Source organism: Nitrospirota bacterium (assembly GCA_016212185.1).
Classification (GTDB): domain Bacteria; phylum Nitrospirota; class Thermodesulfovibrionia; order UBA6902; family DSMQ01; genus JACRGX01.
In genome coordinates this window covers 51,796-68,837 of record JACRGX010000056.1, presented here as the reverse complement: position 1 = coordinate 68,837, position 17,042 = coordinate 51,796, and the positions used below count along the sequence as shown (strand labels likewise).

Annotated in this window: 13 protein-coding genes; all 13 read left to right on the top strand. The window is 43.2% G+C overall.

Annotated elements, in window-relative coordinates:
• The first annotated feature begins 2 nt into the window (after nt 1-2).
• From HZA10_06185 to HZA10_06125, 13 genes are read left to right on the top strand one after another with little or no spacing between them, the layout of a single operon-like run.
• The gene (locus HZA10_06185) at nt 3-1,193 is read left to right on the top strand and encodes an NAD-dependent epimerase/dehydratase family protein (GenBank protein ID MBI5195891.1); all 1,191 of its coding nucleotides are present in this window, start codon (nt 3-5) and stop codon (nt 1,191-1,193) included.
• A 12-nt stretch (nt 1,194-1,205) separates the two neighbouring features.
• Nucleotides 1,206-2,204 (top strand): GDP-mannose 4,6-dehydratase, encoded by a 999-nt coding sequence (locus tag HZA10_06180; protein ID MBI5195890.1) that lies wholly within the window; start codon nt 1,206-1,208, stop codon nt 2,202-2,204.
• A gap of 10 nt (nt 2,205-2,214) precedes the next feature.
• Nucleotides 2,215-3,633, top strand: coding sequence for a glycosyltransferase (locus HZA10_06175; protein ID MBI5195889.1), 1,419 nt, complete (start codon nt 2,215-2,217; stop codon nt 3,631-3,633).
• Between the two features lie 30 nt (nt 3,634-3,663).
• Complete coding sequence (locus tag HZA10_06170; GenBank protein MBI5195888.1) at nt 3,664-4,698, top strand: N-acetylneuraminate synthase family protein; 1,035 nt, start codon at nt 3,664-3,666, stop codon at nt 4,696-4,698.
• Nucleotides 4,699-4,736: 38 nt separating this feature from the next.
• Nucleotides 4,737-5,870, top strand: a complete 1,134-nt coding sequence (locus HZA10_06165; protein MBI5195887.1) for an N-acetyl sugar amidotransferase — start codon at nt 4,737-4,739, stop codon at nt 5,868-5,870.
• Nucleotides 5,871-5,895: 25 nt separating this feature from the next.
• Nucleotides 5,896-7,269, top strand: a complete 1,374-nt coding sequence (locus tag HZA10_06160) for an amidase (protein MBI5195886.1) — start codon at nt 5,896-5,898, stop codon at nt 7,267-7,269.
• Between the two features lie 6 nt (nt 7,270-7,275).
• A complete protein-coding gene (locus HZA10_06155) occupies nt 7,276-7,815 on the top strand; it encodes a GNAT family N-acetyltransferase (GenBank protein MBI5195885.1) in 540 nt (179 codons plus the stop codon).
• Between the two features lie 51 nt (nt 7,816-7,866).
• Complete coding sequence (locus HZA10_06150) at nt 7,867-8,679, top strand: glycosyltransferase family protein (GenBank protein MBI5195884.1); 813 nt, start codon at nt 7,867-7,869, stop codon at nt 8,677-8,679.
• Between the two features lie 33 nt (nt 8,680-8,712).
• Nucleotides 8,713-11,166: a hypothetical protein gene (locus HZA10_06145; protein ID MBI5195883.1), complete on the top strand. Its 2,454-nt coding sequence runs from the start codon at nt 8,713-8,715 to the stop codon at nt 11,164-11,166.
• A 44-nt stretch (nt 11,167-11,210) separates the two neighbouring features.
• Nucleotides 11,211-12,581, top strand: a complete 1,371-nt coding sequence (locus tag HZA10_06140; GenBank protein MBI5195882.1) for a radical SAM protein — start codon at nt 11,211-11,213, stop codon at nt 12,579-12,581.
• Between the two features lie 2 nt (nt 12,582-12,583).
• Entirely contained in the window at nt 12,584-13,828 is a 1,245-nt protein-coding gene (locus HZA10_06135; GenBank protein MBI5195881.1) for a radical SAM protein, read from the top strand.
• A complete protein-coding gene (locus tag HZA10_06130) occupies nt 13,825-15,498 on the top strand; it encodes an SDR family NAD(P)-dependent oxidoreductase (GenBank protein ID MBI5195880.1) in 1,674 nt (557 codons plus the stop codon). The genes HZA10_06135 and HZA10_06130 overlap by 4 nt, the downstream gene beginning before the upstream one ends.
• Nucleotides 15,468-16,919: a radical SAM protein gene (locus tag HZA10_06125; GenBank protein MBI5195879.1), complete on the top strand. Its 1,452-nt coding sequence runs from the start codon at nt 15,468-15,470 to the stop codon at nt 16,917-16,919. The genes HZA10_06130 and HZA10_06125 overlap by 31 nt, the downstream gene beginning before the upstream one ends.
• The last annotated feature ends 123 nt before the right edge of the window (nt 16,920-17,042 follow it).

The window sequence follows — 17,042 nt, the reverse complement described above, 5'->3', positions numbered from 1 at the left end:
ATTTGAGAGTCTTTATCGCTGGAATTGACGGTTATCTGGGCTGGGCGCTTGCAATGTATTTGACTAAAAGGGGGCATGAGGTTTCTGGAGCGGATAATTATTTAAGAAGGGACTGGGTACAAGAGATGGGGTCTCAGTCTGCAACCCCTATATGTAAAATGACGGAGAGGCTTGAGGCTTTTCGCGAGAACTTCGGAAAGAACCTAAGGTTTTTCAAGGGGAACCTTACGGAATATAATTTTATTGAGAATATTTTCAGGCATTTTAAACCGGAGGCAATAGTACATCTTGGGGAGATGCCGTCTGCTCCATACAGCATGATTGACGTTGAACACGCCACATGGACACAGGTAAATAATATTGTTGGGACCCTTAATATACTTTATGCCATGCGTGACATATGTCCTGAGTCCCATCTGGTTAAACTGGGGACCATGGGAGAATATGGGACGCCTAAAATTGATATTCCCGAGGGATTCTTTGAAGTAGAGTTCAGGGGTAGGAAGGATTACCTGCCTTTTCCAAAACAGGCCGGTAGCTGGTATCATCAGAGCAAGGTCCATGACAGCAACAATGTTATGATGGCGTGCAGAATATGGAACCTGCGCTCAACGGATATTATGCAGGGTGTGGTATTCGGAACGCGTATTGACGAGATGGGCGATGACGAACGTTTGCTGACCAGACTGGATTTTGACCAGAGCTTTGGTACGGCTATTAACCGTTTTTGCTGTGAGGCGGTAATAGGGCATCCTCTGTCTCCTTATGGCAAGGGACATCAGAAAAGGGGTTTTCTCCCTTTGAGGGACTCAATGCAATGTTTGGCGATTACTGTTGAGAATCCTCCTGGAGCCGGTGAGTACAGAGTGTTTAACCAGTTTGAGGAGGTTTATGACATTACTGAACTCGCCGGGAAGGTAAAAAAAGTCGGCGATAGTTTTGGGCTGGATGTTCAGATCAGAAATCTGATTAATCCGAGGAAGGAGCTTGAAGAGCATTATTTTAAACCGGACCATCAGCGCCTTCTTGACCTTGGATATAAACCAACCCATGATATTGAGCATGAAATCGGCATTATGTTAAAGGACCTTATAAAGTACAAAAACAGAATAGAGGCGCGCAAAGAGGCTCTCATACCTGACATCCGCTGGGACGGGAAGAGGGTAAGGTGCGACTTCATTAATGGTAAATAGGGGATTGATATTTTGACTGAACTTTTAGATGCCCGGTCATGGCTTATAACCGGCGGCTGCGGATTTATAGGAAGCACATTAATATACAGACTGCTGAAAGAAGTCCCGGGTGTTAATATAAGAATACTTGATAATCTTTCTTCAGGAAGCAGGGATGCACTGTCAGGAGCCGGACCTTTTATAGAGAAAGATGTATTGTCACTTAAAGGCCGCCCTGAAGGGCTTGAACTCGTCATCGGCGACATCAGAAACCCTGAGGCCTGCATTCGTTGCTGCAGTTCGGTAGATGTTGTTGTCCATCTTGCGGCAAGCACGGGCGTCCCGCAGTCTGTTGAAAATCCAAGGGCAGATATGGAGGCAAATGTCATTGGAACATTAAATATGCTGGAAGCATCAAGGCGGCAGGGCATAAAAAAGTTTATTTTTGCCTCTTCCGGGGCCCCGCTGGGTGATGTTGTTCCGCCTGTTCATGAGGATAAGGCGCCAAGACCGGTATCACCATACGGTGCAAGCAAACTTGCAGGTGAGGCATACTGTTCAGCCTATTTCAGGACCTTCGGCGTGAAAACAATAGCCCTCAGATTCAGCAACGTTTACGGCCATCTGTCAAAAAATAAAAACAGTGTGGTGGCAAAATTCTTTAAAAATGCGCTTGCCGGGGAGCGCATTGAGATTTACGGCAATGGGGAACAGACAAGGGATTTTATATTTATTGAGGACCTAATTAATGCTATTATGCTTTCTGTGAAGGCTGACATAGGAGGCGAGGTCTTCCAGATCGCTACGCATAAGGAGACCACGGTAAATGAGATTGCGGAGGCAATAAAGGAAATTGTGAAGAAAGAAACCGGCAGGGATGTGAATATTATTTATTCAGAACAGAGACCCGGTGATGTAAAGAGAAACTTTGCAGATATTTCAAAGGCAAAAAATATCCTTGGGTTTGAACCGGAACATGACCTGAAATCCGGGCTGAAAAAAACATTTAAATATTTCAAGAACAGTAAATAGAGAATTAATAATGAGTGACAAACCAAAAATAAGCGTAATACTGACAGCGCATAATTATGCAAAGTTTCTGGGGCAGGCAATAGATAGCGTACTAAACCAGACATGCCAGGAGTTTGAACTTATCATAGCTGAAGACGGCAGCACCGACCATACGGATGAAGTTCTTGAAAAATATACTAAACATCCTAAAGTCAGGGTCGTCAGACTTAAAGGCGTGGGGCTGGCTGCTGCATGCAACGCTGCAATCAGGGAGTCAAGGGGGCAATACATCATAAGGCTGGACGCCGATGACTACTTTGATGAAAATGCCTTATTGGTTGAAAGCCGGATACTGGACTCTAAGCCAGAGGTCCACCTTGTCTATTCGGACTATTTTAAAGTTGACTACTCCGGCAATATTATAGAGCATTACAGGCTGATGAAGAGCAATGATGAGATCAAACTCCTGGACAGGGCTCCATTAGGCGCAGGGGCTATGTACAGGAAACAGTGCTATGACGAAATCGGCGGTTATAATGAGGAACTAAAATATCAGGAGGATTATGACTTCTGGCTCCGTTTTATCAACAGGTTCAATGTCTATAATGTAAGGCTGCCGCTTATGTATTACCGCAGACATGAAGGAACTATGTCAACAAACTCAGAGAAACGGTCAATGGCGCGCAGGCATGTCAAGCACGAATTTGTCAGAGAAAAAGTTGGGGCAGACAGGAAGGTTATTGGATTGATTCGCGAATCAGTTTTTCTTAAGAAATCGGGCATTCCTAAGATTGCACTTGCAGATATAAATGGCATGCCGCTCATAAATTATTCCCTTAATGCATTAATGGAATGTGAATATATGCAGGATGTTTATATATTGACCGATGATGAGGAAGTAGAGGAGATTGCCGTAAAATACGGAGCAAAGTCGCTGGGACTGCACCCAAAGGGATTAGCAAGCCCGACTGTAACAAGGGGTGAAGTTGTGAGCTACTTTGTCAGAGAGATGGATAAAAGGGGGCATAGCATGCCTGACATAATGGCAACGATTTCAATAAACTGTCCTTTTATAAAATCTTATCATCTGACCGAGGCTATTGATACAATGTTGATACATGATTATGACTCAGTGATCTCAGTTATGGAGCATTATGACTTTTACTGGAGACCAGGACCAAGCGGACTGGTGCCATTCGGGTATGACAGAAAGATAATGAAGGAAGACAGCGATACCCTATATTTGGAGACCGGCGGCATACGAATTGTTAAGACAAAAAATCTGCTTGGAAAAGACTGGCTCGGGAATTCCATCGGTTTTATTGAGCTGTCGCAGAATGAAAGCATTGAAGTAGTAAATAATGAATTTTCAATATGGCTGGCTTCTCAAATCATGAAAGAGGGATATTTGGACAGGGTACCGAAAGATAAGTACCTTTATGAAAAGTAATACCGCCTGCGGGCGTCTTTTTATTGATAAATGAAAATAGGTAATTTTGAAATTGGCAGAAAGACATTTATAATTGCCGAAATCGGAAACAATCATTTGGGCGATGCCGAGCTTGCCATGAAAACCCTTGAAGCTGCGGCTGCAAGCGGGGCGGATGCCGTTAAATTCCAGCTTTTTGACCCGGAGCTCCTTGTAAGCAAAGATGCGCCGGTGCTTAAACATGTGCCTGATAAATCACACGGCACACAAAGGGAGAGATTTAAAAGTATGGTTCTTCCCGGAGGAGTCTTCCGGGAATTGGCGCAGAAGGCGGAATCTATTGGCATGGTATTTTTATGCACCCCTTTTGACGAAAAGAGCGCTGATTTTCTTGATGATATTGTACCGGCGTTCAAAGTTGCATCAGGAGATGCAAATAATCTGCCTTTGCTTAGGCACGTTATTTCAAAAGGCAAGCCGGTTCTCGTATCAACCGGATTTTGCAAGCAGGAGGAGGTAGACAGGCTTGCTGAAATGCTCCCGAAAAAAGGGTCAATTCTGCTTCACTGTATCGGCGCGTATCCTGTCCCTGATAATGAAACAGGTCTGTCTCTGATACCTTTTTATAATCAAAGATACGGGTTGCCGGTGGGATATTCCGACCATACTGCTGACACCCTTGCCCCGCTTGCTGCAGTGGCAACTGGGGCGGTTGTAATTGAGAAGCATTTTATTCTTGACCGGTCTATTCCCGGGGGGGACCGTGCGCTTTCACTTGAGCCTAAGGAGATGTCAGACTTTATCAGGGACATCAGGCGGCTGGAGAAAATGATGGGAGATTATCCGAGAAAAATCCAGCCCTCTGAGGAATACGGAAGGACAAACCTGCGCCGCAGTGCATATGCTAAATACAATATCCGTAAAGGACAAAAAATAACTGCCGCAGACGTCATCTGGTTAAGACCGGTACCTGCAAACAGTGTCTCTTTTGAAGATTTTGATACTGTCAGCTCATTTATCGCCCAAAAGGATATAGATAGCGAAGAGCCATTGACGTACAATAATATTGATAAAGCAGGCAGCTAACCGGGGTTAAGGTTAAATAAAGATACGTGGAGGCAATTATGAAATTAATTGATAAAATCAAAACAGAAAAAGCCGTAAAAAAAGGAGAGCTTGAAGTCCCTTTCCCCCAGTTGAAATACTGTGTCCGCTGCTGTCTGCCTGAGACTGTTGAGGGTATAACCTTTGATGAGAGAGGAATATGCTCGGGTTGTAACAGTTCGGAACAGAAGATGAAGATAAACTGGGAAGACAGATGGAACGAATTGCTTAAGAAAGTGGAGCATAATAAAAAAATTGCAGGGGATAATTATCACTGTATTGTGCCTATCAGCGGCGGTAAAGACAGCACATACCAGCTTCATGTTGTTACAAAAGTTTTGGGAATGCGTCCTCTTGCCGTGACTTTCAGCCATACATGGTTTTCTGAAACAGGGAAATATAATTTGCAGAACTGTCTTGAAAAATTTGATATTGACCATATAATGTTCACACCCAAGAAAAGCCTTGTAGACCGCCTTGCAAAACAGTCGCTTTATAAAATAGGCGACTCCTGCTGGCACTGCCACGCAGGGGTTGGCGCATTTCCCCTGCAGGTAGCCATAAAATTCGGCATAAAACTTATTATTTGGGGTGAATCAGCGGCTGAAAACGGCACTAAGGCTACATACTTTAACCCTGTCAGATATGACGCGGAATATTTTCAAAAGATATCTTCAAAAGTCGGCATTGACCAAATGGTAAGTGATGAGATTAAAAGAAGTGAATTGAGGCCTTTCATGTTTCCCACAGCTGAAGAGATGAGGAAGGCAGGGGTTGAAGGAATACATCTTGGAGATTATATATTCTGGGATGATGAACGGCAGGTGGATTTTATAAAGAAGGAATATGGCTGGAGAGAGGGAGATGTTGAAGGTACATACAAAGGTTATAAAAGCGTAGAATGTAACATGGCAGGAGTGCATGATTATTTAAAATATCTGAAACGCGGCTTCGGACGCACCACTGACCATGCCACCAGAGACGTCAGGGCCGGCATATTGACGCAGGAAGAGGGCTTTGAAATGATAAAAAAATATGATTCACTTAAACCTGAAGCGCTGAAATATTATATGGAAATTACAGGCCTCAGCGAAGCAGAGATAATAAAGGAAATAAAGGGACAGAGAAAAGGAGCGGCAGGGCGTTTGCCCTGATAGCTCCAGAGACGGCGGTTTTTAGATGAATAGTTCAGGCGTAGTCAATATCAAATTAATTAAAACGGCATCTGATATTGTCAAAGAAATACGGTCCGGGAATCTTTCCGCCGCTGATGTTGCCATGACATATCTTGAAAGAATCAGAAGTTTGGAGGGGAAAATCAGCGCATGGGAATTTCTTAATGAGGAGCATGTCTTTGAACAGACCGCCGCAGTGGACAATAATTTGTCACGCGGTAAGGTTTGCGGCAGACTGTGCGGGGTTCCAATCGGCGTTAAGGACATATTTAATACAAGGGGGTTCCCTGTTGAAATGGGGAGTCCGATATGGAAGGGGCATAAGGCCGGCAATGACGCGAGGGTTGTAGAACAGATGATGTGGGATGACGGGATAATCATGGGCAAAACTGTTACTGCCGAATTTGCCGTTCATTTTCCCGGGGCGACAAGAAACCCTCACAATATCAAACACACGCCCGGAACTTCTTCAAGCGGTTCTGCCGCAGCGGTTGCATCCTTGATGGTTCCTGTTGCTCTGGGTACACAGACAGCAGGCTCCTTGATACGACCGGCGAGCTACTGCGGTATATATGCCATGAAACCCACTTTTGGCATGATTCCGAGGACAGGGGTGCTTAAGACAATGGAAACTCTGGACCAGGTAGGGTTTTTTACGCGTTCAGTCCGTGACATTAAGCTGCTGTTCGATTCCGCAAGAATAGGAGGCAGGGACCATCCCCTCAAAGAAGAAAAACTGTTAAAGGATATAGGAAGAAAATTCTGGAAAGTGGGTATTGTTAAAGGCAGTATATGGAATGGTGTTTCTGAATATGCTAAGAAGGACTTCATTGATTTTATCAGCCGACTGGCAAATGAAAATATATTAATAGAAGAAGCCGGACTTCCCGAAGGATTTGAAAATGTCCATGCGATTCATTCTCATATCTATAATTCAGACCTTGCCTATTATTTCAAAGAAGAATATTACAGACAGCCTGAGTTAATGAGTGATGTTTTAAAGCATCATATTAAACTCGGGTTTTCATATCCGCCTGATAATTATTCAAGTGCATTGAAAGAGCAGAGGACACTGATTCACAGGCTTGACAGCGTATTTGAAGAGTACGACATTTTGCTAAGCCTGTCCTCATTTGGAGAGGCGCCTGTAGAAGAGGCGAGGGATAAAGATTATTGTCCTATCTGGACCTTATGCCATGTCCCGGCTGTAAATGTGCCGGTATTTACAGGACCGAAAGGACTCCCGTTTGGCCTTCAGGTTGTAGCAAAAAGATATAATGACCTGCTTCTTATAAATTTTCTTGACTATCTTGATGACCTGGAATTAGTGCCGCCCGTAAAAGTAGCTGAAGGCGGAACAGGGATTGAGACTGTATAAAAAATTATGAAGGATCCTTTTTTAATCGGCAATAAGGTCTATCTCCGGGGGATTGAAGAGTCTGACCTGAATAATGACAGATACTTCCAGTGGCTCAACGACCATGACAATGACCTCTATACAAGTCACGCCATGTGGCCGAATACAAAGGAGAAGATGAGGGTTTTTTATAAACGCGTCAGCGGACACAAAAACGACGTGGTTTTCTGTATACATGAAAAATCAACCGACCGTCATATAGGGAATATCGGTCTGCATGAGATAAACTGGATTCACAGGCGCGCCGAGCTGGCAATTTTGATAGGTGAAAAAGATGCTCAATTAAAGGGCTATGGAACCGAGGCGATAAATTTATTGGCGGCACATGCATTTAATAAGCTGAACCTTCACAGGATAGGTCTCGGTGTTAATGCCCATAATGAGGCCGCAATCAGGGCATATAAGAAAGCAGGCTTTGTTGAGGAAGGGATATTCAGGGATCATTTTCTGAGAAACGGTCTTTTTACCGATGTAGTTCGTTTAGCAGTGATAAAAAAGCAGAAATAACCTCACCAATATGCAATGTCAGGAAGGCATTGAGAACAATTCCTGATGCCGATGGCAGTCCAAAAAAAAATAATAGCAACCATTGAAGCCCGGATGGGCTCTACGCGCCTTCCCGGAAAAGTATTAAAACCGCTTGCAGGCGCCCCTATGCTTCAGCGTGTTTTTGAGAGGGCTGCCGGAGCCGGAAGTATTGACCGGGTGGTCTTGGCTACTACTACGGAGAAAAGGGATGACGTCCTTGTTCATCTTGCAGAAGAACTCGGCACAGACTATTACAGGGGAAGCGAGGAAGATGTGCTGGACAGGCTTGCAGGCGCAATAAAAAAATATACCCCTGATGTAGTCGTCAGCCTTACCGGCGATAATCCGCTGATAGACCCCGTGCTTATTGACGACATGGTCAGTTTTTTCTTCAGCAAGGGGTATGATTATGCAGCCAGCACGCATATGCACCATTCGGATAAGTGGATGGCTGAACGTACATTCCCTGCGGGCATCTCGGTCCAGGTCATCAGGGCGGGAATAATTCTTGATGTTTCTGAGGAAATAAAAGACATTAAAATCCGGGAGCACGGAACCTACGGAATATATAACCGTACAGACGGCAAATATAAACTCGGTGATTTTCAGGCGGAAGGGAAATACATTGAATGGAGACATCCTGAACTGCGCTTTACAGTTGATACGCCTGAAGACTATGAGTTGATGTCCCGAATATACAATATGCTTTATCATCGTAATCCTGCGTTTTCATCCCTTGAAGCCATAAAGCTGGTTTCAGAAAATCCGGAACTGAAGGCGATAAATGCCGGTGTTCAGCAGAGGATTGCACACGAGCGGCTCAGAGCTAAAGCCGGCAAATAGGGTTTCCAGAATTTATCTGCAGTGAGCTTAAGAATGTTCAATAAAAACAGCGAACTCGTAAAAATTGTCATATTGATTGAAATCATAATTATCCTGACAGCATTGCCGTATCTTTCAGGCAGGTACGCCTATGCCCCAAAAGAGGTTTTGTACACAGGCACATTTGCATCTTCGGGGCAGGTGCATGAGGCTATGACGCTCCGCAACCAGTATGGTCAGAGAGACTTCTTTGACCAGGAGCGCATATTTCTCAGGTTTTACAGAGAGAGCATTCTTAAAGGTGATTTGCCATTCTGGAACGAAAGGACTTTTGGAGGGGTATCACAGGAAGATTCAATGATATACAGCTACCTCTCTCCCTTCCATTTGCCCTGGCTTGTCATTTCAGATGACCATATTGCAAAGGGGGTGCAGATATTTCTATTGCTGAATTACGGGATGCTGGGGTTTTTGTTCTGGTGCAGAACTTTGCAAATTTCACCTGTCTGGACGTTTATGGTTATGATATTCGGGTTATTTACTCCGCTGTCACTTCATTTTTACGCTCATACGCATCAACCGGGAATCCTATATTCAGGGTTATATATAACTCTGGCATATTATTTATATCTGCAGCACAGAAACCCATTTTATTTGTCCCTGCTTTTTATTTTTTTAAGCCTTTCAATTATCACTAATTTTCTTTCAGTACTTCTTTTTATATCTTTATTCCTTGTTGTGATTTCTGTTGCCTTTGTTTTGCACTCCACGATACCAAGGAAGGAGAGGGTCAGCCGTATCGCAAGAGGCGTTGCATGCTATTCCTCCGCAGTTCTTTTTTGCTCTTTTTTCCTCGGGCCCATACTTCTGGAGAGCTATCTTGTCAGGGAGCCTGTAGCCCCAAGTTATTCAAGCTATGCGCCGTGGAACAACTTGAATGCCGTGATAAGTTCGCTGAGTGTTTTTGGATTGGGCAATAACGCTTATGTCCCTTTTTTGTTTATACTCCCTATCCTGCTGTATCTGTCTTTATTGAAAAATTTCCCTGTAGGGATAATTGCGATGATATATTTCTGGGTAGCCGCCTTTTTGATTACGAGTTTTGAGGGTCTTCAGGCGATATTCCGCAGCGTAATGCCGGGAATGAAATATTCTAATAATGCATTATTCCGTATGCTTTTTTTTGCCAATCTGTTTGGCTTTATTCTTATCGCATGGCTGTCGGAATATTTTAAAAACAACAAGGAGAAAGCAGGTAAGAATTTTATGAAAATTATATTGCTGGTCCTTGCTGTTGTACTCCTGGCAAATGCTGTCTACTGGTCAGTTTCTGTTTTGCAGATGCTTTCACCTGAGTTAGTGAGGGCATTGCCCGGCAAACTGCCTGAATTCGCAGGGCTAATCCATAATCATGAGGAGCGGTTTTTTACTACCGGACTTGGATTACTGATATCAATCTTTTTTTTTTCTTTCTGGCGCCTCAATGTTTACAGCAGTTCTTCAAAGAACACTTCCAGGGCACAGCTCCTGCTGGTGCTTCTTATTGGAATCGGCTACCTCTTAATTTACCAGTTTCAGAGGCCGGACCTTCTTTCTAAATATGATGTTTTAAGACATCCGATTTTTTCCGGCATTGAAATAAAAAACAGGGATAAGGCGCTGACCCTGGAAGACTGCGGCTCTGCCGGACACCAGTGGTATCGCAATGAGGCTACATTAGCGGGTTTCAGCACATTTGACGGCCCTACGGATACAGGCATTTTTACCGAGATGAGGTGCTTCTGGGCGCCGCTTAATGATATTGAAGAACTGAATAAAAAAGGCGTAAATCTCATGGAGGTAAACTGGATATGCTCTGAAAAAGTGATATCTGAAAAAGATTCAAGTATGGTTATTTCTGCAAAAAGCCTCTTCAGGGCGCTTGGGGTAAAATATCTTTTTACAGACCGTGAAATAAATGACATCGGGGCAAAGAAAATAAAACAGACCAGTGGACTGCGCCTGTATGAGCTTGGTGAACCATGGCCTGACATAACTTATTTCCCTGGGGCGGACAGCAGGTTTTTGAAAGAGACTATTCAGGGATTAGCAAGAGGCTCCCAAAAAGCAGTTTATGATTTTTTGGTTTTAGACAGGCTTAAACGCAAATTGAATTTTTCACGCAGTTCCAATATCAGGTGGGAGGTCTCTGCGCCGCCTGATTTGAGAGGCACGGGAGGCGCCCTTTTTATGAACCACCCTCTGGAATATCACAGAAATATCAGTTTTCCCCTGACCAATATTCCCGCGGAAGGGAGATGGGAAGTTGTTAAGGAGAATAAATCGCGTGTTGATTTTCCATTATCTAACGGACCGTTCAGGATAGTTGACATTGATATGACAGAAAAGGCTGTGATTCAGTACAGCCTCAGGCATTATTGGGGATGGACTGTTATCTCAGCCTGCGGATTTATTATTTTTATCGTTATTATGATTTTTGAGAAAAGAAAAACAGAAAACGTTTATTAAAAATCATGTTTCAGCAGGGGAATAATAAAATTACATCAGACATTTTGCTGGTTGTGCCGGTCAGGAAGGGTTATTCCGGTATCACGATAGACCTCGGACTTCTTCATATTTACAGCGCACTAAAGGCTAAGGGTATTGTTTCAACAATAATGCACTGCCCTAAAGACGGTATAACCGAAGAAAAATTCAGGGAGATACTTCAGGCAAACCTTCATATAAAGACTATCGGGTTTAAAATGTTCTCTGTGGACCATAATTCAGTAAAAAGGATGTCATTGATTGCAAAACAGGTTCTTCCTGAATGTGTAACTGTTGCAGGCGGACCTCATCCTACATGCCTGCCGGAATATATTCTTGAAGATATGCCGGGGATAGATTATGTCTTCAGAGGAGAGGGGGAGGCGGGGTTTCCCGTTTTTTGTGAAAAGGTTCTTGCAGGGAAGCCGCTGCTGGAAGCTCCGAACATTGCCTACAGAAGGGAAAAAGGTGTTGTACAAAACAAATGTGTGGCAGTTGATGAGCTTGACAGACTGCCGCGCATCCAGTGGGAAGACGTCAGTATTGAAGACTATCCTGACTTTCTCACATCACTGCCTTTTATTCCGGTTATGGCAACGAGAGGATGCCCTTTCCAGTGTAAATATTGCGCAGCCCATTCTATTGTGGGGCGCAAAATGAGATATCGTTCAGTAGAAAATGTTATTGATGAACTGCGGTTTCTTAAGGAAACTCATAAAATTGAGGGTTTTAATTTCAGTGATGATGAGCTGACACTGAACCGTAATTATTTTATTGATCTTTGCAAAGGTTTAATAAAAAGCGGACTAAATCTGAAATGGGAATGTTCCAACGGCGTAAGACTTGATACGCTGGACGATGAAGTTCTTGATATTATGTACAAGGCCGGCTGCCGGTATATCTCTGTCGGCATAGAAAGCGGAAACAACAGGATACTGAAGAGCATGAAGAAGAATATTTCAACTGAAGTGATACGGGAAAAAGTCGCTATGGTAAAACGCTCAAAGGTTGTTCCTCAGGGGCTTTTTATGGTCGGCTTTCCGGATGAGACAGAAGAGGATATAAGGAAGACCATTGATTTTGCGATTGAGCTTGATATTGATAAAACGAATTTTTCAATTTTCATGCCCCTGCCCGGTTCTGAGATATTTGATGAACTTGTTGCAGGCGGGGCGCTTGAGATAGACAGAATCAACTGGGACGATATGAAGCCTGACAAGGTGATTTTTAGGAACAGTCTTGTTTCCCCTGAGAAGCTGAAACAGCTGCAGAGATATGCGTATATGAAATTTTATTTAAGACTAAAACCGCTCAAGAGGCTTTTCAGGGAGTTTGTTCTTAAAAAGCGCGGCGGCAGGGCGTTGTTTGTCAAGCTTAAATCCGTATTGAGTTCATAAAAATGTTTACTTTCCGCACTAAATTATCAATGGCAAAAGCGCTACTGACAAAAAGGTCTCCTTTTTATGTGCAGTTCTATGTTTCAAACGTCTGCTATCTGAAATGCAAGATGTGCAATATAGTTGAGGCAAATGCCGATATCCACCCTTTTAAAACCGAAAATATTGGGATGATTGCCGATAATCTCGTCAAGGTAGGGGCAGGCGTTGTTTTGCTGACCGGAGGGGAGCCTTTTTTAAGGGACGACATTGATGAAATAGTTCGCATATTTAAATCAAGAGGGCTGGACATAAGGCTTCAAACTGCCGGGCTGTACTCAAAAAGGGAGAAAATCCGCAAATGCGTCCAGTACGGCGCAAGGGATATTAATGTGAGCCTGGATTCCCTGGACGAGCGGCTCTCGGACTACATCAACGGCGCAGAAGGGTCATGGAGGAATGCAATCAGGACAATATCATTTATATCAAGGACCTTCCCCCGCAGTGATTCCATCTGTGCGCTGGGGTGTGTTATGTCAAGTTATAATATTGACGAAATAGAGGCAGTGCTTGATTTTGCAACACAGATAGGCTGGTGGCTGTCCCTCGTTCCGGTACATATCACAAATCCTGACGCTCCGCTGAATTTCAGGGGTTATGATGAATTGTTCAGTTTTAATGAAAAAGACTTTCCCAAAATCAGGGCGCTTATTGAAAGACTGAAAAAGAAAAAACGGGAGGGCGCTAAACTGTTTGATTCTGACGACTACCTTGATTCAGTGCATCATTTTATTACCACCGGCAGTCCTGACTGGCGGCATAAAGGGATCTGCGATTCCCCGTATCTGTATTTTGTCATCCTGCCTGACGGGCGGTTTGCTCCATGCTGTGACTATAAACTAAAGGAGGACATATACGTGTCTGACCCTGAGTTCCCGAAGATTTTTAAGTCGCGGGAGTTTCGTGAGAAGGTAAGAAGCATAACACATAAGTGTTCAGGCTGTAATTTTGGAAGTTTCCCGGAGATCACCCTTTCCGCAAGATCATTTTCTACTATCAGAGAACGGGTGCGCTTACAGTTTAAAGCCAGAGCTTCGGGGCTGAAGCCGGTTGAAGAAGATGAGCTGTTTGAGACAATAAATATGATTAAGCGCAAGTATAATGTTTACGGAAAGGAAAGGGAATTCCGGTACAGAGACGGGAAAAAATGGCCTAAGGCTTCAAATATTCCGCAGCGGTTGTGGAACGACAGAGACGGGAGAGAATGAATATTTTTATAACAGGTGCAACTGGTTTTATCGGAAAGAACTTCATGGAGCAGCTGTATCCTGCCATGGGAGCTGATGACAGGTGCTTTGTGCTGGTGCGGAAAAAGGCGTTATTTGACGACAGCAGGATAACACAGTTGAACGGGAGCCTTGAAGAGATAACAAAATTTAAAGACGAAATACTGCAGTGTGAATACTTTTTCCATATTGCGGCAAATCCTGTTTTTGGCAGTGACATTAATTATGACAAGGTTAACTATGATCCCACTGTTCAGATAGTAGACCTGCTTAAAAAGAGTAGCAGCCTCAGGAACTTTATCTTTGTCAGCACCATAGGGGCGGTTGACAGGAGCAAAGGCGATGATTGCAGTAACCCTATGACGGTTAAGAGCTCTCCCAACCCCAGGTCTTTGTACGGGGAGTCTAAATTAAAATCCGAAAAATATATTAAAAAAAGCGGTATCCCGCATACAATAATCAGGCCAACCTGGGTTTATGGAAAAAATATGAGAGCAGACTCGCATATCAACAAATTCGTATCTATGGTGTACGAGAACAGCCCTGTTTCCCGGGTGGGCTTTCCCGGCAAGGTATCTTTGATACATACGGATGATCTCTGCCGGGCATTTGTCAGGTGCATCAATAACGATAGAGTCATAAACAAGATTTATTTTGCCGAGACTGAGGCATTGTCCATCGGAAATATTTTCAATATCATTTACAGCAGGATCCGGAACAGAAAGCCCGGACAGATCAGTATGCCGGCGCTTCATTTTTTGTTTAAAAGAATTCATCACAGACTGCCGGTAACCGTCTCAAACCTTTTTCTGGATTATCTATATGCCGAAGACGCGGATTTCAGAAAGGATTTTCAGATTGACGGCGTCAGGAGGTTAATTGACGGTGCGGATGAAATTATCTCAACGAATATACATAACGGCTATTGGGTAATCACAGGGGCAAACAGCGGGATAGGGCTTGAGCTTGCAAGGAAGCTGAACGCTCTGAACAAGAAACTGATTCTGATTGATAAAGACACAAATAACCTTGACAGCTTTAAAAACCAGACTGTCCTCAGGGCTGACCTGGGCAGATACGGTGAAATTGAAAGACTGGCAGATAACGTAAAACAGTACAAAATATTCTGTCTGGTAAACAATGCCGGCGTTGGTTTCCGGGGCTCGCTGCGTGAAATTGACCTTGAAAAAATCAGAAAGACGGTAGATGTAAATATATTTTATCCGGTTATTTTTACGAAATTAATGCTTGATGCTTTAATTGAAAACAGGAGCGTGATTGTCAACGTCGCAAGCAGTGTTGCGTATAATCCTCTGCCCGGAATGTCATTGTATTCTGCTTCAAAAGCGTTTCTGGCAAACTGGTCAGAGGCGCTTTCCTATGAACTGAGAAAGACAAATAAGGTAATCACTTTTTCGCCATCAGGCACATTCACGAATTTTCAAAAAGGAGCCGGTGTAAAAGTTGTTAATGAAGGTAAAGGACTACTGACGCCCGAATATGTAGCGCATAGACTATTGAAAGCTATTGATAAAAAGAGAAGTGTCGTAATTCTGGGAGTGAAAACAAAACTTCTGCTGTTTTTTGCAGGATGCCTGCCGAGAGAGATAAATATAAAGCTATGGGGCAAGCTTTTTTCAAGGATGAGATAAGTATAAAACTAGACATGGACGACAAAAAAATACTATTTATAATACCGGATGAAAAAAAGGTCTATGAAAATGTTTCTGTCAAAGTAGGCTCCTTTCATCTGCCTTCACTGGCCTTTGCGATTTTAGGCGCTGCGGCTAAAGAATCCGGATATATTCCGGAGGTATTAGATCTGACCCTCTATGATAATTTTGAAAAAATACTGGAGGGAAAATTATCGCCTAATCCGGCATATGTTTGTTTAACCGGCACAACTGCTATTTATTTTCATGTGTTGGAAATAGCAAGATTTATCAGGAAAAAGCAGCCTGGCGCCAGGATATTGATTGGAGGCCCGCATGCAAGTTCTACAGTTGAAGATACTCTGAACAATAACTGCTTTGATTACCTTTTTATAGGAGAAGCGGAAATATCTTTCAGGCAGTTTCTTAATGGCATTAATCCTGAAGACATAGAAGGTCTGGCTTTTAAAAAAAATGACGGCAGCCTTCATATAAGGCCGAGTACAGGTTTTTTAAAAGATCTGGACAAATTCCCCTTTCCTGAGTACTCTCTTTATGATTTATCAAATTATTATCTGCCCAATATGCATGCACGGCAAAATCCTGTTTTGTGGATAGAGACAAGCAGGGGATGTCCGTTTGACTGCATGATCTGCAATAAAGTGGTTCATGGGCAGACGTTCAGACCGAAATCATCCGTCAGAGTCCTTAATGAAATTGAGTTTTATTATAAGATGGGTGTCAGAGAATTTTTGATAGCCGATGATGGTTTTACATCCAATATGAAACGTGCAGAAGAAATATGTGACGGGTTAATCAGCAGGAATTTATCTGTCACCTGGGCTTGTATAAACGGGATAAGAGTGGATAGGGTAACTCCGGGGCTATTAGTCAAGATGCGTAAAGCGGGTTGTTACAGACTTTCATTTGGTATGGAAAGCGGAAACCAGAGTGTCCTGGATAATTTGGGCAAGAAGATCACTTTATCCCAGATTGAATCAGCAGTAAAGATGGCAAAGAAAGCCGGGCTGGAAGTCTTTGGATATTTTATGTTCGGGTTCCTTGACGACACAGAAGATACTATGCAGGATACAGTCAGATTTGCCAGAAGCCTCCCTCTTGATTTTGCCAAGGCCAGTCTCATTATGCCGTTTCCGGGATCCCCCCTTCATAATAAATACAGAGAACTCGGCCTGTTGAAACCGCCGGGAGATTATAGAGAATATAATGTATATACTTCTCCCAAAGAAGTCTACAGGCATCCTTCGCTTGAGTGGGAGATAATTGAGAAATTTCAGAAAAAATTTTACCGGAATTTTTATTTAAACCCGCAGTACATCTTGAGAAGGTTTATACACTCTGTCAGGAACAAAACCTTATTCGCTACGATTAAGGCGGCATTTTCAGTAGACTGGTTTTGATAATAATTCATGCACAAGCTGATAATATATGGGCATTAATGGAAGCTTCGATCAGGTATGTTTTATATGCGGCGGCAAAATAATTTCTAATGCAAGAGAAAATGCATATGTGAAATGTTCGGT